Raw genomic sequence first — 23416 nt, forward strand, 5'->3', positions numbered from 1 at the left:
GCCGGGGAAGCGATCCCCGGCCACATCGCCCGGCTCCACGGCTGGCCTCCGGCCCGCGGCCGCCCGTTCCGTGTCGCCGCGGTCGGTTGCCGCGACGCTGGGATCGCTTCTGCCGGGCCCGTCGGGAGCGCCGCTGCCGCACGTCGCGCTGCGGCAGATGTTCGCGGCCGGCCGACTCACCGCGCGCAGCCTCGTCAAGCCCGCCGCGCTCACCGTGGTCGCGCACGCGCTGCAATTGGCGCAGGGCAACCTGTTCGTCCGTTCGGTCAACGATTCGCGCACCGGCGGGCCGAAAGGGGGGAAGGCGGCCCCGCTGGTCGGCGCGCTTGGCGTGACGGGGATCGCCTTGGGCGCGCAATATCCCAGGCGCCAGGCGTGGCGCGCTGCCGCGCTCGACTTTCGCGAGAACCTGCGCGGCGCGTTGATCGACGCGGTCGCTGCGCAGGACCTGGCCTTTTTCGACGATCACGGCACCGGCAAGCTGCAGAGCCTGATCACCGAGGATACCCAGCGGATCAGCGATCTGGTCGAGCAAATGCCGGATCAACTGATCGAGAAGGCGATGACGGCGCTGTATGCGGGTGTCACGCTGGTCCGGCTGTCGCCGAAATTCGGGGCAACGGCGTTGATGCCGCTGCCGCTGCTGATGGTGCCGTCGCTGCTGCTGGGGCCGATGATGGCGCGACGCTTCGCCAGGTCGGGGGAGATGCGTGGCGACTATGGCCAGGCGATCGATTCGGTGATCGCCGGCATCACCGATGTGAAGCTGCTGCAGGCCGAGGGCTCGGTCGCTGCGCGGCTGCGTGCCGCAGGTGCGGGGATGCGTGTGGCGGCGCGGGACAGCTTCGCCTCGGCCACGGCGGTCGGCCTGCTCACCCAGGCGATCGGAGCGGGCAACATGGCGCTGGTCGCGGCGCATGGCGGCGGGCTGGTGCGCGCGGGGCGGATCGGCAGCGAGGATTTCGCGCGCATCCTCTATCTCTATCCGATGTTGCTGGGGGCGGTGGGCGACGTGCAGCAGCTGATCGGCACCTATCAGGAAGCCGCCGAGGCCGCGCACCGCATCAACGCGGTGCTGGAGCAGCGTCCGGCGATCACCAGCGGGCCCGAGCGGCTGTCGAACGGCGCGGTCGGCGGGCGTCTGGCGATCGAGAACGTCTCGTTCGGCTATGCCGACGAGCGGACGGTGTTGCGCGACGTCTCCTTCGAGGTCGGGCGCGGCGAGATGGTCGCGATCGTCGGGCGTACGGGATCGGGAAAGAGCACCCTGCTGCGGCTGATCGCACGGCTGTATGAAGTGGGCGGCGGCCGCATCACGCTCGACGGGCACGACCTTCGCGATCTCGACCTTGCCGATCTGCGCGCGGCGATCGCGCTGGTCAGCCAGGAAACCTATCTGTTCGAAGGGACGATCCGCGACAATCTGCGCTACGGCGATCCGGAAGCGCGCGACGAGGCGCTGCGCGATGCGCTCGCCCAGGTCGACGCCGCCGATCTGCTGGACCGGCTTCCCGGCGGGCTGGACGCGCCGGTAGGCGAGCGCGGTGGGCGCCTGTCGGGCGGGGAGCGCCAGCGCGTGGCGATCGCGCGGACCCTGCTGCGCAAGGCGCCGATCCTGCTGCTCGACGAAATCACCTCCCATCTCGATTACGAGACCGAGGAGTCGATCCGCACGGCGGTGGGCAAGATCGCCCGCGATCGGACGCTCGTCGTCGTCACCCACCGGCTGGCGACGATCTGCGACGCGACGCGGATCGTCGTGCTCGACGCGGGCGCGGTGGCGGAGACCGGCACGCACCGCGAATTGCTCGCGCGCGACGGGATCTACGCCAAGCTCTGGCGCCTGCAGACCGGCGCCGCCTCTCCGGCCGACCCTGTGCCGTCGCCCTCCGCTTCCGCAGCGGCACCGGGGCAGTCGTCGCACGGCGATGCGAAACCGCGGGGCAGGGCGCCGGTCCGCCCGCGGTCGCCGCGCAAGCCTAAATCCGGATAAAGGCAATATTCCAAGCGCGTTCGCTGCTGAGCAGGAAACCGGTCACGGTGCCGTCCTCGCCGCGTTGGAACTGCACGTCGATCGTGGTGTCCATCGCGGCGAAACCGTCCTCATGGACGCGCCGCAACCGGATGGCGAGGCCACGCGGCCCGCGCGCCACCAGCATGTCGCCGCGTCGGGTGAGGCTGTAGGTCGCGTCGAGCTCGTCGCTGCGAAACCGGCCTTCATAAGCGTCGAGCGGGGGCGCATCGGTCGCGGCGTCCGCCTCCAGGCGGGTGCAGATGTTGATCGTGTTGCCGGCCAGATGGACGCGAACGGCCGTCGCCGGGCCGGTTTCCGGCAGCGTGAAGGTGACGTCGATGTCCATGTCGCGGAACTTGAAATTGCCGTCGGGCTGGCTGACCAGTTCATAGTCCGCGCCGCTCGACGCGAGATGCAGCCGCCCGCCGCGCGGCTCGACGCGACAGGTCACACCGCTGGCATCATGCCGATACAGGCCGCTCAGCCGATCGACATGGTGGAGCTTCAGATCGAGGGGGGCGGTGCTCGATCGGGCCGCTTCGCCGCTGGGCTGCGGCAGGCATCGGTCCACGATCGCGCGTACCAGATGGCTCGGGCTCACCTCCAGGAAGTTGGCGAGGACGATCACCGCGAAGCGCTCGGCCGGCACGCGCAGATAATAGGCGCGGAACGCCGCGTCGCCGCCCGCATGCTCCACCGTGCGATGCACCCCGTGATGGCCGAGGATCAGCCCATAGCCATATTCGGTGGCGGCGCCTTCGGCGAAGCGCGCGGGTTCGGTCAAGCTGGCGATCAGGGCCGCATCGCCCACTAGGGGCCTGACCAGATTGGCCTCCCATTTGGCGAGGTCGCGCAGGCTGCTTTGCAGGTTCGACGGGCCCATGGTTTCGAACCGCGGCACGCAGACACGCGGGGCGCCGTCCTCCCGCAGGGCATAGGCCTGGGCGCGGCGGGGGATCACTTCGGTCTGGTCATCGAGGAAGAAGGTGTCACGCATGCCCAGCGGTGCGAAGATCAGCCGCTCCGCCAGCGCGCGGAAACGCTCGCCGGTGATCCGCTCGAGCGCCACCGCGACCAGCGTATAGGCGGTGTTGATATATTGAAATCGCGTGCCGGGCGCGAAGTTGCTCGCCCGCTGGCGGGTGACGACGCTCAGCACGTCGTCCGTCGTCTTGAGATCGGCGTCGCGCCAGCCCGCGAGCCGAAGCAGATCCCATTGCTCGCGCAGTCCGCTGGTGTGATGGATCGCATGGCGGAAGCTGATCGGCGGCCCGGGTGGAAGCTCCGGCAGGAAGCGCCGCAGGTCGCTGTCGAGCGAGATGCCCTGGTCGGCCGTGACCATCGCCGCAATCACCGCAGTGAACTGTTTGGACAAGGACGCGATGTGGAACACCGTGTCGGGCCCCATCGGAATGCCATGTTCGAGATTGGCGGCACCGAAGCTGCCCGAATGGACGAGCGCGCCCTCGGCGAAGACGCCGAAGACGACGCCGGGGGCGCCGGGGCGATCCCACGGCGCGAACAGGGCATCAATGGCAAGGCATTGGTCGCGGTCGATCAAAACAGCTCGCTCATGAACAGTCGCCGGGATCGGCAGGATCAAAGAAAAATAGCAACGGCACGTCTGAACGTAAACAATCGTCGTGCATCTTGTGCAGTAAATGCTAAATTGTCGATGCATCTTCTTCTGACGAGGGCAGCATGGCGGTAACAAGTCGCACGTCGATCGATATCGCGCTGGTTTCAATGCCGTATCCGCCGCTCAATCAGCCGTCGATGGCGCTGGGGTTGCTCGTCGCGGCGCTGCGCAAGGAGGGGATGGCAGCGTCAGCGCTCTACCCCTGTTTCGAGTTCGCCGAGGAGATCGGGCTGGATGCCTATGGCTTCGTGTCGGACAGCAAGCAGGAATATCTGGTCGGCGAATGGACCTTTGCGCCGGCTGCGTTCGGCGATGCCGCGCCCGAGGATCCCGACTATCTCGATCGACTGCTCGCCCAGCCGGTGACGCGCGCGGTGCTGTCCCGCAATCCCGCGCTCGGCGATCCGCGACGGTTCCTCGCGCGGATCCGCATGGCGGCCGATCCCTTCGTCGCGAGGATCGCGCGCCAGATCGTCGCAACGGGGGTGCGTATCGTCGGCTGCACCTCCACCTTCACCCAGCACGTGCCGTCGCTGGCGCTGCTCCGTCACGTCAAGGCGCTGGATCCGAGCATCACGACGATGATCGGCGGCGCCAATTGCGAAGGGGTGATGGGGGTCGCCACCAAGCGGGCGTTTCCCTGGGTGGATTATGTCGTCTCGGGCGAAGCGGACCTGTTGTTGCCGCTGCTGTGCCGGCGCGTGCTCGAGGGGACGGCGGGGCAGGGCGATCTGCCCTATGGCGTGATCGGCGCCGATCATCCCGCGCTGACCGGCGCCGCCCCCGCGCCGCGCGCCGCGATCGAGGACATGGACCTGACGCCGGCGCCCGATTTCGACGATTATTTCGCGGCGCTCTCGGCATCGCCGCTGACGAACTGCATCATGCCGGGACTGGCGATGGAGACGTCACGCGGATGCTGGTGGGGCGCCAAGCACCATTGCACCTTTTGCGGGCTCAACGGCGGCACCATGGCGTTCCGTTCGAAGCCCGCCGACCGCGTGCTCGCCGAACTGGACGCGCTGGCCGAGCGCCACGGCATCACCAAGTTCAACATTGTCGATAACATCCTTGATCTCGGCTATATCAACTCGCTCCTGCCCAGGCTCGCCCGGCCGCAACCCTATACCTTGTTCTACGAGACCAAGGCCAATCTGCGCCGCGAACAGCTGGAGACGATTGCAGCGGCAGGCATCCGGCGGCTCCAGCCGGGGATCGAGAACATGCACGACGCGATCCTGAAGCTGATCGACAAGGGGACGACCGGGCTGCTCAACCTGCGCCTGTTGAAATGGGCCCGCGAGATCGGCATTTTCATCACCTGGAACTATCTGTGGGACGTGCCGGGCGAGCAGGACGCCTGGTATGCGGAAATGGCGGCATGGCTGCCGCGCGTGTCGCACCTCCAGCCGCCGGGGATCGATCGTATCCAGTTCCATCGCTTCAGCCCCTACCACACCCGCTCCGCGCAGTTCGGGCTGAAGCTGGAGCCGTTCCACAGCTATGCCGCGGTCTACCCGGTGGGCGAGGATGATCTGCGGGACCTGGCCTATTATCACCAGGACCGCGCGCGGCGCCCCGCGGTCGACGTCATGGCCGTGCGACCGGGGCTCAAGGCAACGGTGCGCACCGTCGCGCTGTGGAACCGCGCCTGGCTGGCGCCGGAGGCGGAGCGTCCGGTGCTGCTGCTGGACCGCGCGACCGACGGTACCGCGAGGGTGATCGACACCCGCCCGGGCTTCGGCGCGCCGGCGATGCTCGACACGCTTGCCGTTCGTCTGCTCGATGCCTGTAGCGAGATCCGTGCCGAAGCGACGCTGGATGCCCTGGTCGAAGCCGACGCCGCGGCGGTCGCGTCCGCACTTGCCCGCCTCGATGCGCTGGGGCTGGTGCTTCGGCAAAGCGGCAATGTGATGAGCCTGATATTGCGTGAGGTGACACCCATCCCGGACGGGCAGGAGGATTTTCCCGGCGGCTATGTCGATCTGGATCGCTGGCATGCACAGCAATCGCAGGCGGAGGTTGCCTCCACGGCGCAGCACGATGCGGAACCCGTCGTCGCCGCCGACTGCGCGCTTGGTGCCGAGGTGAAGCCAGCCTAACCGCATCGACGATCCGAATGCGATCGGCGGGTTGCCGTCCAGCCGCGCCCGCGCGGCGCACCGCCGCACCGCGTTGCGCGCGCCGGCCGCGGACTAGCGTGCGGCCCAGCGAATGGCGTTGGTTAGGATGCGACGATAATGGGGATCGTCATAGGCTTCCGGTGAATGTCCGAGCGCCGAATAGAAGACCCGCCCCTTGGTGGAAGGATTGACCCAGATCACGGGATGCGCGCCCATGGAAAGCTTGGCGCCCGGCCGGTAGCTCCCCTCGTCGATCCGCGCCAGCACGGTCATGCCCTGCTCCGCAGGGTTGGCATCGAAGGCATACCATTCGTCCATCGGCGACCAGGGCAGCGTCACGCCCGCCATGGCGGGATGGTCCGGCTGGTCGATCAACAGCTTTGCGGACTGGATATGATCGTCGCCGCCGGGATGGCCGATGAACCTGGTGCCGATGACGGTACGGACATACCATGGGTCGGTATGGCTGTTGTCGCCCGCCGCGTGCAGCGCCACGACGCCGCCGCCGCGCGCTACGAAACGCGCAAAGGCGGCACGCTGCTCCGGCGTGAGGAAGTCGCCGCTCGCGCTGTTGAGCACGATGACGGAGAAGTGGCGCAGCTGGTCGTCGTTGAAGATCGCCGCATTCTCCGTGACGAAGCTTGCACGGCCCAATTGCTTCGCAATCTGCGCAAGCACGACGTTCGAGTGCGGGATATGCTCGATGTGCCGCCAGCCATTGGTCTTGGATACGATCAGAACCGCGTGCTGCAATCCGCTGGGCAAGGCGGGCGCGGCGGTATCGAGGGTCGGCTTGGGCAGATGCGGGTCTGGCACGGCTTGCGCCATGGTGAGCAGCGCCAATACCGCCATTAGCCTACGCATGTCGTTCTCTCCCAGCTCGGCCCTCGCCCGGGGCGACAGCCCGCTGAATAGCAACGGTTTCGTTCAAGCCACAATGGCTGATCATGGGGTCTCGGCGAAACGGTCAGGGCCGGGTGCTGCGCCTCAGCGCGGCGGCGAGCGCGATGCCGGCGGAAATCTGCAGCACGCCATAGGCCCGTCGCCGTCCCGGCTGCCCCGCGAAGGGCCGAACGAGCATGTCTACCGCGGGAACGTTCGATCGCCAAAGCGCGACATGGCGCCTGGGTTGCAACAGCCCGAGCATGCCGTCGCCGATCATGAACACCGCCGCCATCTCTGCCGATCGACGAAGGCGGAGATCAACGCTGTCCGATCCGCCCATGCATTCTCTTCCGAAGCGTGTGTCTACCGTTTGCAGACGGACAACGCGTTGATGATCGTCCGGGTTCAGCCTGCCTCGACGGTGACGCAGGGCCACAGCGCCCCGACGATGAATCCGGTCGCGGATCGCGCAGGCGCCAGCGGCAAGGCCCACTGCGCCGGCCGCCGATTGTTTGACGTGCCTGCGCTTTGCTGCCACTTCCTTCCGCAACTGCGAAAGGCGCTGGGGTGCGGATCGTCATTGTCGATGACAGCGGAGCGCGCGCATCGGTCCTCGAGGAGGGGCTGCGCGAGGCGGGCTATGACGATATTCATTTCGTGCCGCCGCGCGGCGCCTTCGTCGCGCGCATCGAGCGCATGGCCCCCGATGTCGTGCTGATGGACCTCGGCAGCCCCAGCCGCGATACGCTGGAGGAAATGCTGCTCGTCAGCCGCGCGCTGGCCAAGCCGATCGCGATGTTCGTCGACCAGTCCGACGACACGATGATCGGGGCGGCGATCGACGCGGGGGTATCCGCCTATGTCGTGGACGGGCTGCGCAAGGATCGGGTCAAGCCGATCCTCGAACTGGCGGTGCGGCGATTCACTGCCTTTTCGCGGATGCAGAGCGAGCTGGACGAGGCGCGCACTGCGCTTGCGAACCGCAAGACGATCGACAAGGCCAAGGCGATCCTGATGCAACAGCGCGGACTGAACGAAGCCGATGCCTATGCGCTGCTGCGCTCGACGGCGATGAACCAGGGGCGGCGCATGGTCGACGTGGCAGAGGCGCTGATCACCGCCAGCAGCCTGCTGGGCGGGGGTGCGGCATGACGTTGGTCCGCGCGGCCTTCCTGCCGCTCACCGACAGCGCCGTGCTGGTCGCCGCGCGCGAAAAGGCGTTTGCCGCGGCGCAGGGGATCGATCTGGAGCTGGTGCGCACCACCAGCTGGGCGACGCTGCGCGACCGGCTGGTCTATGGCCAGGTGCAGGCGGCGCAGATGCTGGCCCCGCTGGCGGTGGCGGTAACGCTGGGGCTGAGCCAGCAGCCGGCGGCACTCTCGGCGCCGTTCAAGCTCAACAGCAACGGCAACATGCTGGTGATGTCGGGCGCATTCGCTGCGGCGCTGGAGCAGAATCTGCCCGCACGATTGGCCGATCCGCTGGGCACCGGGCATGATTTTGCCACTGCGATCGGCCTGTTCCGGCGCAAGCCGATCATCGGCATCGTCCATCGCTTCTCCGGCCATGCGCTGATGCTGCGCTACTGGCTGGGCAGCGTCGGCGTCGATCCCGATCGCGACGTGGTGCTGCGCGTGCTGCCGCCCTCGCTGACCGTGGAAGCGATGCGGCTGGGCGAGATCGACGGTTTCATCGCCGGCGATCCCTGGCCGGCAGCGGCAATCGCGCAGGGGCTGGCAGAGGCGGTCGCGATCGGCGCGCGAATCTGGCAGCGCGGGGTCGAGAAGGTACTGGCGCTGCGCACCGACTGGATGGAGGCCAATGCCGAGACGGTAGACCGGCTGCTGGTGGCGCTGGCGGGGGCGGCGCGCTGGTGCGATGATCCGGCCAATCGCGGCGAACTGGCGGCCTTGCTGGCGCGCGAGGCTTATGTGGGCGAACCGGCCGAGCTGATCGAAGCGGGGCTGGCGGGGCAGGTGATCCCGCGAGCCGACGCGCCATCGGTCCCGCAGCCGGATTTCCTGCTGTTCCACCGCGAGGCTACGGCCTTTCCCTGGCGCAGCCAGGCGCTCTGGATATACTCGCAGCTCGTCCGCTGGCACCAGGCCGAGCCCAGCGCGGAGGCCGAGGCGGCCGCCGGCGCGGTGTTCCGGCCCGACGTGTACCGCCGCGCGCTCGGCGCCAGCGGCGAAGCGATGCCGGGGGCGAGCATGAAGCTGGAGGGCGCGGTGACCGCGCCGACCGGCGTAGGCGCACATCGTGGCGCGCTCACGCTGGGGCCGGATCGGTTCTTCGATGGACGGGTGTTCGATCCCGAGCGGCTGGACGCGTATCTGGCGGGATTCTCCGGAACACGCTGAAACACCCCAACCCCTCTCCTGAGAGGGCGACTTCAAGTCGCGCAACTTCGCGCTTGCAGCAAAAGCCGTTCCGCGCGATGATCCCCGAGTCGCGCAAGGATGCGCGCCCATCGGGAGGGCACCCCAGCGCCGGGGCCTGCCTCCCCCTCTGAACGCAGCAAAGCCGCTGACCGGATTTCGCACCGCGCGAACATCCGGCGAGCGGCTTTTTTCTTGTTCTTTTCAGATCGGCATTGGGGAAATCAGCATGGCAACGGCAATTCTGGATCGAAGCATGGACGCAAGGGCCGGCAAGGCGAGCGACGGCAGCTTCTGGCGCAGCGGGCATTGGCCGACGCTGGTCGCCGCGTTTCTCTATTTCGACCTGGCCTTCATGGTGTGGGTGCTGCTCGGCCCCCTCGCGCCGGATATCGCGAAGACGCTGCACCTCAGCGCCGCGGAGAAAGGCCTGATGGTCGCCACGCCGACGCTGGCGGGCGCCTTTCTCCGCGTCGTCAACGGGCTGCTGGTCGATCGCATCGGGCCCAAGCGTGCGGGTGCGATCAGCCAGATCATCGTGATCGCGGGCCTGCTCTGCGCGTATCTACTGGGCGTGAACAGCTTCGGCGGCACGCTGGCGCTGGGCGTGATCCTGGGCTTCGCGGGCGCAAGCTTCGCCATCGCGCTGCCGCTCGCCAGCCGCTGGTATCCGGCGGAGCACCAGGGCAAGGCGATGGGGCTGGCCGGCATGGGCAATTCGGGCACCGTGCTCGCCGCCTTGTTCGCGCCCGCGCTCGCCAGGCTGTTCGGCTGGAACGCGGTGCTGGGGCTGGCGTGCCTGCCGCTCGGCATCGTGTTCCTACTCTACATGGCGATGGCCAAGGATGCGCCGAACGCGCCGGCGCCGAAGACGCTGGTGGCATATCTTCACCCGCTCAAGTCCGCGGACGCCTGGTGGCTGATGGGCTTCTATGCCGTCACCTTCGGCGGCTTCGTCGGGTTGGCGGCGTCGCTTCCGATCTATTTCACCGACCAGTTCGAGCTGACCACGATCGCCGCGGGCTATTGCACGGCCGCCTGTGTGTTCGCCGGGTCGCTGGTGCGGCCGCTGGGCGGTGCGCTGGCGGACAGGATCGGCGGCGTGAAGGCGCTGACCGGCGTGTTCCTCGTCGCGGCGGCCGCGCTGGCCGGGGTGAGCGCGGCTGCCACCCTTCCGGTGGCGCTCGGCTGCTTTGTCGTTGCGATGCTCGCGCTGGGCACCGGCAACGGGTCGGTGTTCCAGCTGGTGCCGCAGCGCTTCCAGGCGGAGATCGGCGTGATGACCGGGCTGGTCGGCATGGCCGGCGGGGTCGGGGGCTTCTACCTCGCCTCCTCGCTGGGCCTCGCCAAGCAGCTGGCGGGCAGCTTCGCGCCGGGCTTTCTGGTGTTCGCCGGGCTGGCGCTGATCGCGCTGCTGGGCCTGATGCTGGTCAAGGCCTCATGGCGTGCCCGCTGGACGAGCGGCGCGCGCATCTGATCGGAGAGGAGGGCGGCGCGGCACGAACCGCGCCGCCCCGGTTCGGGGGGAGTTTCATGCGAACGATCATCTGCACGGCGGCCGCGCTGGCCGTCGCCGGCCCGGCTTGTGCCCAGGATATCGTCGTAACGCCGCTGATCGAGACGCGCACGCGCTACGAGCATGTCGAGCAGGACGGGCTGGACGCGGCAGCCGATGCGTGGACGGTGCGGGTGCGCGCGGGTGCCGAACTCGGTCACGGCAACTGGGCGGCGCTGGGGGAGGCGCAGGGCAATCTCGCGCTGGTCGGCACGTACGATGACGGGCTGCACGGCGCCGCGACCCGCCCGCTGGTCGCCGATCCGCAGGACGTCGCGATCTACCGCGCGCAGCTGCAATACCGGTCCACGCCGCTCACCGTGACCGCGGGGCGCCAGCGGATCGCGCTCGATGACGAGCGTTTCGTCGGCAATGTCGGGTTCCGCAACAATGCCCAGACCTTCGATGCGGTGCGCGCGGTGCTGGCGCCGCTGAAGGGCGTGAAGCTCGACCTCAGCTATGCCTGGGACGTGCGGACCATCTGGGGCACCGATGGGCGCGGTGCACGCCAGCGCGGCGTGGGCGGCGACAATCTGTTCGCCAATCTCTCGGCAGCCACGCCGGTCGGCACGCTGACCGGCTTCGCGTATCTGGTCGACCAGGACGAGCAGGAAGTGCAGGGCTTTCGCCTTGCCAGCCAGACCTATGGCGCCCGGCTGGCGGGCAGCCGCGCCTTGGGTCCGCTGGCGAAGCTGCGCTACCAGCTCAGCTGGGCGACGCAATCGGAGCATCATCGCAACCCCAATCGCTACACCGCCGGGTACTGGCTGGCGGATGCGACCTTGGACATGCGCGGCTGGAAGCTGAACGGCGGCTATGAAGTGCTGGGCGCGGACCGCGGCGCGGCGCTCACCAGCTTCCAGACGCCGCTCGGCACCAATTTCAAGTTCCAGGGCTGGGCCGACAAGTTTCTCACTACGCCGGCCAACGGCGTCCGCGACTTCTATGCCGGCGGCGGCTATGGCTGGAAGAAGCTTGGCAGGGTGGACGCGCTGACGCTGCAGGCGACCTGGCACCGCTTCGAGAGCGACCGGCTGGGCCAGCATTATGGCGATGAATGGAATCTGCTGGCGACGGTGCAGGTAAAGAAGACGCTGCTCTCGGCCCGCTACGCACGGTACATGGCCGATCGGCTGGCCACCGACACCAGCAAGTTCTGGCTGCAGCTGGATTGGAGCTATTGAGCGGAATCGCTTGAGCGGTTCCGCGAATCGGGCTATGTTGCAATGCGAAGGACAAGGCTGTCCTTCCCACATAGCCGCGCCAGCCCGAAGATGGGCAAACGTGGTCCTGTTGATGGCAAAGCCGCCATCCAGCGCTCGGTTCGCAAGACCGGGCGCCGGATGGCGGCTTTTTTCGTTTTGGAGCGAAGCGGATGGAGTTTCTCGAAGCCACGGTGACCCTCGCCGATGCAGGCCCCACCGACGCGGCCTCCGCGGCCGAGACGCGCCAGCACCTGGTGGTGATCGGCAACGGCATGGCCGGGTGCCGCGCGGTGGAGGAGCTGCTGGCGCGCGACGGCACGCGCTTCCGCGTCACCATCTTCGGTGCCGAGCCGCATGTGAACTACAACCGGATCATGCTCTCGCCGGTGCTGGCGGGCGAGAAGACGTTCCAGGACATCGTGATCAACGATCACGACTGGTATGCCCGGCACGGCATCGCGCTGGTCGCCGGCGATCCGGTCGTGGCGATCGACCGCGCCGCGCGCACCGTTACCACGAAGTCGGGTCGCGTCACCGGCTATGACAGGCTGCTGATCGCCACCGGTTCCGATCCGTTCATCATCCCGGTGCCGGGGCACGACCTGCCCGGCGTGATCAGCTTCCGCGACATGGCCGATGTCGATGCGATGCTGGCGGCGGCGGGCGAGGGCGGCGACGCGGTGGTGATCGGCGGCGGGCTGCTCGGGCTGGAGGCCGCACACGGTCTAAGCTTGCGCGGCATGAAGGTCACGGTGCTCCATTTGATGCCGACGCTGATGGAGCGCCAGCTCGACGAGGCGGCGGGCTGGCTGCTCAAGTCGGCGCTCGAGGCACGCGGGCAGACCATCCTCACCGGCGCCGATACCGCCGCGATCCTCGGCGACGGCAAGGTCGAAGGCGTGCAGCTAAAGGACGGCCGCGTGATCCCGGCCAAGCTGGTGGTGATGGCGGTGGGCATCCGCCCCTCGGTGACGCTGGCACGCGAGGCCGGGCTGGCGGTCGGGCGCGGCATCCAGGTCGACGATCATATGGTGACCAGCGACGCCAGTGTGCTCGCGGTGGGCGAGTGCGTCGAGCATGACGGGCAGTGCTACGGCCTGGTCGCGCCGCTCTGGGACATGTGCCGCAGCCTCGCGGACGGGCTGGTGGCGCGCGACAATCCCTATCGCGGCTCGGTCACCTCGACCAAGCTCAAGGTCGCCGGGCTCGACGTGTTCTCGGCCGGCGACTTTTCGGGCGGCGAGGGCTGCGAGGATATCGTGCTGCGCGATGCGGCGCGCGGCATCTACAAGCGGGTGGTGCTGCAGGACGATCGCGTGATCGGCGCGGTGCTGTTCGGCGATACGAGCGACGGCGGCTGGTATTTCGACCTGCTCAAGAAGGGCGAGGACGTCGCCCCCATTCGCGACGTGCTGATCTATGGCCAGGCCTTCGCCTCAGGAGGGGGGCTGGCGGACCCTAAGGCGGCCGTTGCGGCGCTCTCGGACGGAGCCGAGATCTGCGGCTGCAACGGCGTTTCCAAGGGCCAGGTGGTCGCGACGATCAACGACGGCGCGCGCAGCCTCGATGCCGTCCGCTCCACCTGCAAGGCTTCGGCCAGCTGCGGATCGTGCACCGGCATCGTCGAGCAGCTGCTCGCGCTGACGCTGGGAGAGGACGGCGTACAGGCCGCGCCGAAGACGATGTGCAAATGCACCAGCTACGGCCATGACGAAGTGCGCCGCGCGATCGTCGAACAGCGCATGAAAGCCATCCCCGAGGTGATGCAGACGCTGCACTGGTCCACGCCCGATGGCTGTTCCTCGTGCCGGCCGGCGCTCAACTATTATCTGCTCTGCGCGCTTCCGGGCGACTATGTCGACGACCAGCAGAGCCGTTTCGTCAACGAGCGGCTCCACGCCAACATCCAGAAGGACGGCACCTATTCGGTGGTGCCGCGCATGTGGGGCGGGGTGACCACGCCCACCGAGCTGCGCGCGATCGCCGATGTCGTGGAGAAGTACAACGCGCCGATGGTGAAGGTCACCGGCGGCCAGCGGCTCGACATCTTTGGCATCCGCAAGGAGGATCTGCCCGCCGTCTGGGCCGATCTGAACGCGGCAGGGATGGTCTCCGGCCATGCCTATGCCAAGGCGCTGCGCACGGTGAAGACCTGTGTCGGTTCCGAATGGTGCCGCTTCGGCACACAGGATTCGACCGGGCTCGGCATCAGGCTGGAGCGCGGCTTCTGGGGCAGCTGGATGCCGCACAAGTTCAAGATGGCGGTCTCCGGCTGTCCGCGCAACTGCGCCGAGGCGACGATCAAGGATTTCGGCGTGGTGTGCGTGGACTCCGGCTATGAGCTGCATGTCGGCGGCAATGGCGGCATCCATGTCCGCGCCACCGATCTCTTGGTGAAGGTGGCGACCGAGGAAGAGGCGATGCACGTCGCCGCCGCCTTCGTGCAGCTCTACCGCGAGGAAGCGCGCTATCTGGAGCGCACCGCGCCGTGGATCGAGCGGGTCGGGCTCGCCTATGTCAAAGCGCGAGTGGTGGAGGACGAAGCGGGCCGCGACGCGCTCGCCGCGCGCTTCTGGCATTCGCAGTCCTTCAGCCAGGACGATCCCTGGGCCGAGCGTGTGGCGGGCGCCGATGCCGGTCTGCACCAGCCCCTCCTCACCGCAGCGGAGTGACGCCATGACCGACTGGATCGATATCGGCACGCTCGCCGACCTGCCGCTGCGGGGCAGCCGCACGCTGACCCTGGGCGGCGAGCCGGTGGCGGTGTTCCGCACCCATGACGACCAGGTCTTCGCGCTGATCGACCGCTGCCCGCACAAGGGCGGGCCGCTCAGCGCGGGGATCGTCCACGGCCATGCGGTGGCGTGTCCGCTCCACAATCTGCGGATCGCGCTCGCGACGGGCGCGGCGATGGGCGAGGACACGGGTTGTACGCCGGTGGTGCCGGTGCGGATGGAGGGCGAGCGCATCCTGCTCGCCATGCCGGTGCGGGCGGCGGCGTGAGGGGAGCACTTCAGATCCTCCCCGGCACGGGGAGGGGGACCGCCCGCGAAGCGGGTGGTGGAGGGGGCTCTCCACCAGCACTGTCCCGTGTGGAGGGCCCCCTCAATCAGCCTTCGGCTGGTCCCCCTCCCCGTGCCGGGGAGGATCGATGAGCACTTCCACCACCTGCGCCTATTGCGGGGTCGGCTGCGGCATCCGCGCGACCGTCATCGGCGAGCGCGCCGTCCGCATCGAGGGCGATCCCGAGCATCCCGCCAATCGCGGGCGGCTCTGCTCCAAGGGCACGCATCTCGGCGAAACGGTGGGGCTGGAGGGCCGCCTGCTCCACCCGATGATCGGCGATCGGCGCACGAGCTGGGACAAGGCGCTCGACCTCGTCGCCCGCCGCTTTCGCCAGGCGATCGCCGAACACGGGCCGGACAGCGTCGCCTTCTACGTCTCGGGCCAGTTGCTGACCGAGGATTATTACGTCGCCAACAAGCTGATGAAGGGCTTTATCGGCTCGGCCAATATCGACACCAATTCGCGGCTGTGCATGTCGAGTGCGGTCGCCGGCCATATGCGCGCGTTCGGCGAGGATGTGGTGTCGGGCAGCTATGCCGATCTCGATGCCGCCGATCTCATCGTGCTGGTCGGCTCCAACACCGCCTGGTGCCATCCGGTGGTCTATCAGCGGATCATGGCGGCTAGGGCGGAGCGCGGCACCAGGCTCGTCGTGATCGACCCGCGCCGCACCGAAACCGCCGAGGAAGCGGATCTGCACCTGGCCGTCCGGCCCGGCAGCGACGTCGCGCTGTTCAACGGCCTGCTGGCGCATTGTCGCGCCGAAGGGCTCGCGAACGCCGCCGATCTCGACGTACCGGAGGGCTTCTGGGAAGCGTTGGGCGAGGGGCACGATCTCTGGACCACCGCCCAGACCTGCGACCTGCCGCCCGCCGATCTCCAGCGCTTCTACCAGCTGTTCGCCGCGCATCCGCGCACCGTCACGCTGTTCAGCCAGGGCATCAACCAGTCGATCCGCGGCACCGATCAGGTGAACGCCATCCTCAACCTGCACCTTGCCACCGGCCGGATCGGCACGCCGGGGGCCGCGCCCTTCTCGATCACCGGCCAGCCCAATGCGATGGGCGGGCGCGAGGTGGGCGGGCTGGCCTCGACGCTGGCGGCGCACCGCGGCTTCGGGGCGGCCGACATTGCCGATGTCGGCCGCTTCTGGGCCGCCGAGCGCATCGCGACCAAGCCGGGGCTCAAGGCGGTCGACCTGTTCCGCGCGGTGGGGGAGGGGCGGATCAAGGCCTTGTGGATCATGGCGACCAATCCCGCCGTCTCGATGCCCGATGCCGGACGCGTGCGGGAAGCCTTGGCCGCATGTCCGTTCGTCGTGGTGTCGGACGTGATCGCCGAGACCGACACCAGCATGCACGCCCATGTTCGCCTGCCCGCCGCCGCCTGGGGCGAGAAGGACGGCACCGTCACCAACTCCGAACGGACGGTCAGCCGCCAGCGCGGCTTCCTGCCGCTGCCGGGCGAGGCAAGACCCGATTGGTGGATCGTCACCCAGGTCGCACGGCGCATGGGGTTTCGCACCGCCTTCGCCTATGATCGCCCGGCCGAGATCTGGCGCGAACATGCCCGCCTGACTGCCTATCGCAATCATGGCACACGCATGCTCGATCTTACGGCCAAGGCGGCGATCGGCAACCAAGCCTATGACGCGATGGCACCGTTCCAATGGTCCGCGGCACCCTTCGCCGATGGCCGATTTCCGACAATGAGCGGTCGCGCCCGGCTGGTCGCGGTGGCGCAGCGCCCGCTCGAGGCGCCGCTGCGCGACTGGCCGATGACGCTCAATACCGGCCGCTACCGCGACCAGTGGCACACGATGACGCGCACCGGCCTGTCGCCCAGGCTCGCCCGGCACCGCGAGGAACCGCTGGTCGAGATCCACCCGGACGACGCCGCGGCCCTCGGCATCGCCGATGGGGCGCTCGCGCGCGTGACGACCCCGCAGGGCGAGAGCCTGTTCCGGGCGGCCCATCATCCCGGCCAGCGCCGGGGCGAGCTGTTCACGCCGATCCACTGGACGGACCGGCAGTCGCGCGGCGGGCGCACGGGGTTGCTCGCCCGCGACCTCGCCGATCCGCATTCGGGGCAGCCGGGCTTCAAGCTCTCGCCCGCGCGGGCCGCACCGGTGGCGGTCGACTGGCGCGGCTTCCTGATCGTGCACGGCGATGCGCCGGCGCCGGACTGCCTTTGGGCGACGCGCGTGACGGTGCCCGGCGGCCTGCTCTACGAACTGGCCGGGATCGGGGAGGCCGCGACCCTCGCACGGGGGCTGCCGACGGGAGAGCGGATCGAGGCGAGCGATCCCGCGCGCGGTACCCTGCGCGTAGGCGTCCTGCGCGACGGCCGCCTTGTCGCGGTGCTGTTCGTCACCCGGAGCGGCGAACTGCCGAGCCGGGACTGGCTGATCGGCCAGCTTCAGCAGCCCCAGGGCCCGCAGGTGCTCGCCGGACGCGCCCCGGGCCGAAGGCGCGATCGCGGGCCGGTGGTCTGCGCCTGTTTCGACATCGGCCTGCACAGCATCACCGCGGCGGTCCGCGACCAGCAGTTGCAGGACGTCGCCGCGATCGGGGCGGCATTGGGGGCGGGGACCAATTGCGGATCATGCCGCCCGGCGCTCGCCCGCATTCTCAACGATCTGTCGAAGGAGGCCGCGCATGGCTGACGAATTTCCCACGGGCAGCGTCTGGCTGGTCGGCGCCGGTCCCGGCGATCCCGATCTGCTGACCCGCAAGGCCGAACGGCTGCTGCGAACCGCGACGATCGTCTTCTACGATGCGCTGGTGGGTGCGGGCGTTCTGGCGCTGATTCCCGCATCGGTGCGGCAGGTGCCGGTGGGCAAGCGCGCGGGACGCCATTCGAAGGAGCAGGGGACGATCAACGACCTGCTCGTCGCCGCGGCGCTGGCCGGCGAGCGCGTGGTGCGGCTGAAGGGCGGCGATCCCTCGATCTTCGGCCGATCGATGGAGGAATGTTCGGCGCTGGTCCAGGCGGGGGTGCAGGTTCGGATTTGTCCAGGCGTCACCGCGGCCAGCGCCGCCGCCGCTGCCGCCAGCGTCTCGCTCTCGCTGCGCGGGCTGGCACGGCGGGTACAATTCGCGACCGCACACAAGCGCGGCGCTGCGCCCCTCGACTTGGACTGGGCCGCGCTGGCGGATCCGCATTGCACCACCGTCTTCTACATGGGGCGCAGCGCGGCGGCGGAAATCAGCCGCAACCTGCAGGCCGCCGGCCTTCCGGGCGCCACGCCGGTGCTGCTGGCGTGCGATGTCAGCCTGGAGAGCGAGCGGCTGTTGCATACCCGTCTGGATCTTCTGCACATCGCGGTAGCGGGCTTCTCCGCCGATCAACCGACCCTCATCCTTGTGGGCGAGGCGCTGGCGCTGAAGAACGGCCCGGCAATGCCCGCATTCGATGCCGGCGTGCTTGATGGCTCGATATGCGGCGTTCCGTCTCGCACAGCCTGACGGATGCCGGGTGCAGGGGAGATCGACCTTGGACCCGTCGGATCCTGTCCTATCGGGTGCGACATCATCCGCAGGAACTCGAGCCGTTCTGAACTGCCTTTCTGTGCAAGCTGACCGGCCCTGGTCTGCGCGGCATGACGCTTGGGGGTACGTCCGGTGGCGGAGGTTGGCCTAATACCTTCGTCAGCTTGCCGGCGCGCTGGCAGCGGCGCCTTCCGTTCGCCTTGAATTTCAAGACCTAACGGTTCGCCCCAAACGCCCGTCACCTCCCGTCGGCACCAAGCCGCTGGCTGGACATATCGCTCCAGCTCCAATAAATATCGGTGATATAAAAGGGGGGCTTATGCGGAGGAACTTGGCGTTCGACGCCACGCGGGGATTTGCGGCGTTCGCTGTTCTCGCCTACCATATCGGTCACGCCGTAGGGCTTCCGTTGTTTGCCTCGGGATATCTCGCGGTCGACTTCTTCTTCATACTCAGCGGATATGTGCTGCAAAAGGCATATGCGCAGCGTCTTGAGAGCGATCTTAGCTTTGTTGCCTTTGTGCGGCTTCGCCTCGTCCGGCTGTATCCGCTATTTGCAATGGGCGTTGCGTTGGGCATCGCTCGTGCCCTTGGTGCAATTGCGATCGGGGATCCTCGTGCGCCGAGCGTGCCGGAGCTTGCCCAGCAGACTGTGCTGAACGCGTTGATGCTGCCGGCGCAAATCGGCTCGGATGGTATCTTCCCCCTGAATACGCCGGCATGGTCGCTGTCGCTGGAGATGGCGATCAACCTTGTCTTTGCTGCGGTCCTGTTCCGCGCGTCGCGTCGATGGCTGGTGGCGATTTGTGTTGCTGGGGCGGTCGGTATCGGCTTCGCGGCGACACAGTTCGACTCGCTCGATCAGGGGTGGAACCTGTCGAGCTATTGGGTGGGGGTCTGCCGCGTCGCTTTCGGCTTCACCATGGGGCTGTGGCTGGCTCGCCTGAACATGGTCCACAGCGCGCGATTTGCGCTGTTGGTGCCCGTGATCCTGCTTTTCGTGCTTGCGATGCCGAGGGGCAACATCCCGGCTGCCTATGATGTCCTGATCGTGCTGGTCATTTTTCCGGTCATGATCGTCGCCATGGAGGGGGCCGTGATCACTGGGCCGCTGCGAACGCTGTTCACTTGGCTCGGGGACATTTCCTATCCGCTATATGCAGTCCACTACCCGCTGCTGATCCCGATTGGGTTGGTGGTGAAGCGATTGCACTTCGGCCCGTGGATTGCCGCGGCCGTCATGTTCCTCGGCGCCATCGTCGCTGCTATGATAGCCGCCCATCTGGACCGCCTTATCCGAAAGCGCCTCCAGAGCCCGCCCGACCAAGGGATGAAGCGTCGGGCAGTTGCGTAAAAACGGCCGTCAAGGGGGGGCTTGGCTGACCGGCCCTTCGAACGAGAGGGCGCATCGTTCTCGACTTCTGCGGGCCTTCTTGCCGTGTTCCGCGCAAGCGCCCGATCTGCCGGGCTCTGGCTGAACCGCGTCCCAGCGGCTTCGTGTACAGCATCATCCCCCGCAAGGACCATGGCGCCGGTTTGCCTCGTCCACGTCGACCTGCAGGCCGGCGTTGAGAGCCATGGGGGGCGGGCAGCCTGCGGCCGGTGCTGCGCGCCGAGGGCCTCCTTGTTCAGGGCCTTGCCGCTCATTTTCCGGACGCAGGCACGCGAGAGTCTGGCGTCTGAGGTAGCATTTGGCGCCTGAAGGCTTCCAGGCATGGGCAGCTGCGCCAGTTGCGTCTCGGCACACGCCTTCGCTGTACCAGCGGACGGTGAAGACGCCGTAGATCCTGGATTTCTGCCGTTACCATCGAAGATGGTGACCCCTACGGGACTCGAACCCGTGTTTTCGCCGTGAGAGGGCGACGTCCTAGACCGCTAGACGAAGGGGCCATTGCTTGGCGGAGGCGGCCAATTACGTTCCGGGGCCGGCGCCGTCAAGCGATGTTTTCAGACTTTTTTCAACCCGCCACCGGCAACCGCAGGCTGCCGTCCGGCTCATACGCGACTTCGCTGTACGCCGTCACCGCGTCGAGCGGCAGCGGGCCGTAGAGGTGCGGAAAAAGCTGGCCGCCGCGCGACGGTTCCCAGCGCACCGCCTCGTCCAGCGCGGCGAGATCCACTGCGGCGAGCCACAGGCCGGTCTGGCCGGCGAAATGCTTCTCCAGCGTCTCCTGCGCCTGCGCGGCGGTGGAGAGGTGGATATAGCCGTCCTGCACATCGATCGGCGCGCCCAGAAAGACACGCTCCTGTTCGAGCGTATCCATCTGCGCCTGGGTCAGGATCTTGTAGGCAGTGAGGGGCATGTCGGCCATGGCTCAGGCCTCGCCGCCATCGGCCAGGTCTTCGCCCGGCACGGCGTCCGCGGTCGCTTCGCCCGCCACTGCGCCATCGCCCAGGTTCATCTCGGCCTCGTCCTCGCTCTCTTCGATGCGCGCCGCCGAGACGACATGCTCGTTCTGCGCGACATTGAACAGCCGCACGCCCGCCGAGTTCCGGCCGATCACGCGCAGGTCGCCCAGCGACATGCGGATCATCTTGGCCTGATCGGTCACCAGCATCAGCTGATGCCCCTTGGTCGCCGGGAAGCTCGCCACCACCGGCCCGTTGCGGGCGATGTTGTCGATATTGGTGATGCCCTGGCCACCGCGCCCCGTGCGGCGATATTCATAGGCCGAGCTGAGCTTGCCATAGCCGTTGGCGCAGACGGTGAGAATGAACTGCTCGCGGTCCTTCATCTCCTCGTAGCGCGCCTCTTCCAGACCGTGCTCGCCCTCGCGCTCGGCCTTCCAGGGGGCGAAGCGGAGATAGGTGTCACGCTCTTCCTGGCTGGCGCCCGAGCGGTGGAGTATCGACAGCGACATCACCTGGTCGCCATCGGCGAGGCGCATGCCGCGGACGCCGGTGGAGGCGCGGCTCTGGAAGGCGCGGACGTCCTCGCCCGGGAAGCGGATCGCCTTGCCCGCACGCGTCGCCAGCAGCACGTCGTCGCCTTCGTTCAGCAGGGCGACGCCGATCAGGCGATCGTCCTCGTCCTCGCCTTCGAACTTCATCGCGATCTTGCCGTTCGAGGGCACGTTGGTGAACAGGTCCATGCTGTTCCGCCGGACATTGCCCTTGGCGGTGGCGAACATCACGTGGAGGTTCGCCCATTCGTCCTCGTCCTCCGGCAGCGGGAGCACGGTCGAGATGGTCTCGCCACCCGCGAGCGGCAGCAGGTTGATCATCGGCCGGCCGCGCGTGGCGGGGCCGCCCTCGGGCAGGCGCCACACCTTCATGCGATAGACGCGGCCGAGCGTGGAGAAGAACAGCACCGGGGTGTGCGTCGAGGTGACGAACAGCTCCGTGATCGCGTCCTCGTCCTTGGTCGCCATGCCGGCGCGGCCCTTGCCGCCGCGCGCCTGGGCGCGGAAGGCATCGAGCGGGGTGCGCTTGATATAGCCCTGAACCGTGACGGTGACGACCATGTCCTCGCGCTCGATCAGATCCTCGTCGTCGATGCCGTCGGCGGCAGCGGCGATCTCGGTCTTGCGCGTGGTGGCATAGGTGTCGCGGATCAGCACCAGCTCGCCGCGCAGCACTTCATAGAGCTTGGCGCGGTTGCCGAGGATCTCGAGCAGCTCGGCGATCGAATCGGCGAGTTCCTTGAGCTCGTCGCCGATCTCGTCGCGGCCGAGCGCGGTGAGGCGGTGCAGGCGCAGGTCGAGGATCGCGCGGACCTGGGTGTCGGACAGACGATAGCTGTCGCCGGTCACCTCGGTGTCCACCGCCTCGACCAGGCGGATGTATGGCGCGATCTCGGCGATCGGCCAGTCACGGGCGAGCAGGGCTTCGCGCGCGGCGGCCGGGCTCGACGAGCCGCGGATGATCTTCACCATCTCGTCGAGATTGGTGACCGCGATCACCAGGCCGAGCAAGATGTGCGCACGGTCGCGCGCCTTGGCCAGCTCGAACTTCGAGCGGCGGGTGATGACCTCCTCGCGGAACTTGACGAAGGCCTCGATGATGTCGCGCAGGTTGAGCAGTTCCGGGCGGCCGCCGCGGATCGCGAGCATGTTGGCCGGGAAGCTCGATTGCGCCGGCGTGTTCCGCCAGATCTGGTTGAGCACCACCTCGGGCGTCGCATCGCGGCGCAGGTCGATGACGATGCGGACGCCCTCGCGCGAGCTTTCGTCGCGGATGTCCGAGACGCCTTCGATCCGCTTTTCCTTGGCGGCCTCGGCGATCTTCTCGACCAGCGCGTTCTTGCCCTGCTGGTACGGGATCTCGGTGAGCACGATCGAGCGGCGCTCGCCGCGCTGCTCGAACTCGTGGCGCGAGCGGACCAGGATCGAGCCGCGGCCGGTCTGATAGGCCGAGCGGCAGCCCGAGCGGCCGAGGATCACGGCGCCGGTCGGAAAGTCCGGCCCGGGGACGATCTCCATCAGCTCTTCGGCGGTGACCGCGCCGTTGTCGATATAGGCGAGGCAGGCGTTGATCACTTCGCCGAGATTGTGCGGAGGGATGTTGGTCGCCATGCCCACCGCGATGCCGCCCGCGCCGTTGACCAGCAGGTTGGGGAAACGGGCAGGGAGGACCGAAGGCTCGCTTTCCGAACCGTCATAGTTCGGCACGAAGTCGACCGTGTCCTTCTCGATGTCGTCGAGCAGCGCCGTCGCCACCCGGGCGAGGCGCGCTTCGGTGTAGCGCATCGCGGCGGGCGGATCGGGGTCCATCGAGCCGAAATTGCCCTGGCCGTCGATCAAGGGCACGCGCATTGCCCAGTCCTGCGCCATGCGGGCCATCGCGTCGTAGATCGAGCTGTCGCCGTGCGGGTGGTATTTACCCATCACGTCACCGACCAGGCGGGCGGATTTGCGATAAGGCCGGCCCGCGACATAGCCGCCTTCCTGGGCGGCATAGAGGATGCGGCGGTGGACGGGCTTCAGGCCGTCGCGAACGTCGGGCAGGGCGCGCGCCACGATCACGCTCATCGCGTAATCGAGGTACGAGGTCTTCATCTCGTCGACGATCGAGATCGGGGTAATGTCAGAAGGGTCGGCGAGCAGGGTCTCGTCGGTCAA

General features: G+C 68.0%; 16 protein-coding genes and 1 tRNA gene. 11 read left to right on the plus strand and 6 right to left on the minus strand.

Annotation, left to right across the window (positions count from 1 at the left end; translation table 11 throughout):
• The first annotated feature begins 70 nt into the window (after positions 1-70).
• Positions 71-1993, plus strand: coding sequence for an ABC transporter ATP-binding protein (locus tag S2M10_RS15255; RefSeq protein WP_168846857.1), 1923 nt, complete (start codon positions 71-73; stop codon positions 1991-1993).
• On the opposite strand, the gene S2M10_RS15260 is transcribed toward S2M10_RS15255, so the two are convergent.
• A complete protein-coding gene (locus S2M10_RS15260; protein ID WP_168846858.1) occupies positions 1980-3575 on the minus strand; it encodes a serine hydrolase domain-containing protein in 1596 nt (531 codons plus the stop codon). The genes S2M10_RS15255 and S2M10_RS15260 overlap by 14 nt on opposite strands.
• Positions 3576-3715: 140 nt before the next feature.
• Here S2M10_RS15260 and S2M10_RS15265 point away from each other — a divergent pair, with 140 nt between their 5' ends.
• Positions 3716-5755 carry a RiPP maturation radical SAM C-methyltransferase gene (locus S2M10_RS15265; protein ID WP_168846859.1) on the plus strand — a complete coding sequence of 680 codons (2040 nt, stop codon included), beginning with the start codon at positions 3716-3718 and terminating at the stop codon, positions 5753-5755.
• 93 nt (positions 5756-5848) lie between these two features.
• On the opposite strand, the gene S2M10_RS15270 is transcribed toward S2M10_RS15265, so the two are convergent.
• A complete protein-coding gene (locus tag S2M10_RS15270) occupies positions 5849-6640 on the minus strand; it encodes a ThuA domain-containing protein (protein WP_168846860.1) in 792 nt (263 codons plus the stop codon).
• A 103-nt stretch (positions 6641-6743) separates the two neighbouring features.
• Positions 6744-7001 carry a hypothetical protein gene (locus tag S2M10_RS15275; protein ID WP_168846861.1) on the minus strand — a complete coding sequence of 86 codons (258 nt, stop codon included), beginning with the start codon at positions 6999-7001 and terminating at the stop codon, positions 6744-6746.
• Positions 7002-7228: 227 nt separating this feature from the next.
• Here S2M10_RS15275 and S2M10_RS15280 point away from each other — a divergent pair, with 227 nt between their 5' ends.
• The 9 genes from S2M10_RS15280 to S2M10_RS15320 all read left to right on the plus strand — a co-directional run bounded on the left by S2M10_RS15280 (position 7229) and on the right by S2M10_RS15320 (position 19710).
• Positions 7229-7813, plus strand: a complete 585-nt coding sequence (locus tag S2M10_RS15280; protein ID WP_168846862.1) for an ANTAR domain-containing protein — start codon at positions 7229-7231, stop codon at positions 7811-7813.
• Positions 7810-9021 carry a CmpA/NrtA family ABC transporter substrate-binding protein gene (locus S2M10_RS15285; protein WP_168846863.1) on the plus strand — a complete coding sequence of 404 codons (1212 nt, stop codon included), beginning with the start codon at positions 7810-7812 and terminating at the stop codon, positions 9019-9021. Before S2M10_RS15280 ends, S2M10_RS15285 begins: the two co-directional genes overlap by 4 nt.
• Before the next feature lie 247 nt (positions 9022-9268).
• A complete protein-coding gene (locus S2M10_RS15290; RefSeq protein ID WP_168846864.1) occupies positions 9269-10516 on the plus strand; it encodes a nitrate/nitrite transporter in 1248 nt (415 codons plus the stop codon).
• 56 nt (positions 10517-10572) lie between these two features.
• A complete protein-coding gene (locus S2M10_RS15295) occupies positions 10573-11778 on the plus strand; it encodes an alginate export family protein (protein WP_168846865.1) in 1206 nt (401 codons plus the stop codon).
• Between the two features lie 191 nt (positions 11779-11969).
• Positions 11970-14471: a nitrite reductase large subunit NirB gene (gene nirB, locus S2M10_RS15300; protein WP_168846866.1), complete on the plus strand. Its 2502-nt coding sequence runs from the start codon at positions 11970-11972 to the stop codon at positions 14469-14471.
• A 4-nt stretch (positions 14472-14475) separates the two neighbouring features.
• A complete protein-coding gene (nirD, locus tag S2M10_RS15305; protein WP_168846867.1) occupies positions 14476-14802 on the plus strand; it encodes a nitrite reductase small subunit NirD in 327 nt (108 codons plus the stop codon).
• Positions 14803-14950: 148 nt separating this feature from the next.
• Positions 14951-17530 carry a nitrate reductase gene (locus S2M10_RS15310; protein ID WP_168846868.1) on the plus strand — a complete coding sequence of 860 codons (2580 nt, stop codon included), beginning with the start codon at positions 14951-14953 and terminating at the stop codon, positions 17528-17530.
• Positions 17523-18332: a uroporphyrinogen-III C-methyltransferase gene (gene cobA, locus S2M10_RS15315; RefSeq protein WP_168846869.1), complete on the plus strand. Its 810-nt coding sequence runs from the start codon at positions 17523-17525 to the stop codon at positions 18330-18332. The genes S2M10_RS15310 and cobA overlap by 8 nt, the downstream gene beginning before the upstream one ends.
• 355 nt (positions 18333-18687) lie before the next feature.
• Complete coding sequence (locus S2M10_RS15320; RefSeq protein WP_168846870.1) at positions 18688-19710, plus strand: acyltransferase; 1023 nt, start codon at positions 18688-18690, stop codon at positions 19708-19710.
• Between the two features lie 460 nt (positions 19711-20170).
• Here the strand turns inward: S2M10_RS15320 and S2M10_RS15325 are convergent.
• The 3 genes from S2M10_RS15325 to gyrA form a co-directional block, all read right to left on the minus strand.
• A tRNA-Glu gene (locus S2M10_RS15325) sits at positions 20171-20246 on the minus strand.
• Between the two features lie 68 nt (positions 20247-20314).
• Positions 20315-20668 (minus strand): DUF952 domain-containing protein, encoded by a 354-nt coding sequence (locus tag S2M10_RS15330; RefSeq protein WP_168846871.1) that lies wholly within the window; start codon positions 20666-20668, stop codon positions 20315-20317.
• Positions 20669-20671: 3 nt separating this feature from the next.
• Positions 20672-23416, minus strand: a complete 2745-nt coding sequence (gene gyrA, locus S2M10_RS15335) for a DNA gyrase subunit A (protein WP_168846872.1) — start codon at positions 23414-23416, stop codon at positions 20672-20674.

It is taken from the genome of Sphingomonas sp. S2M10 (genome assembly GCF_012650175.1).
In the GTDB taxonomy this organism is placed as follows: Bacteria; Pseudomonadota; Alphaproteobacteria; order Sphingomonadales; family Sphingomonadaceae; genus Sphingomonas.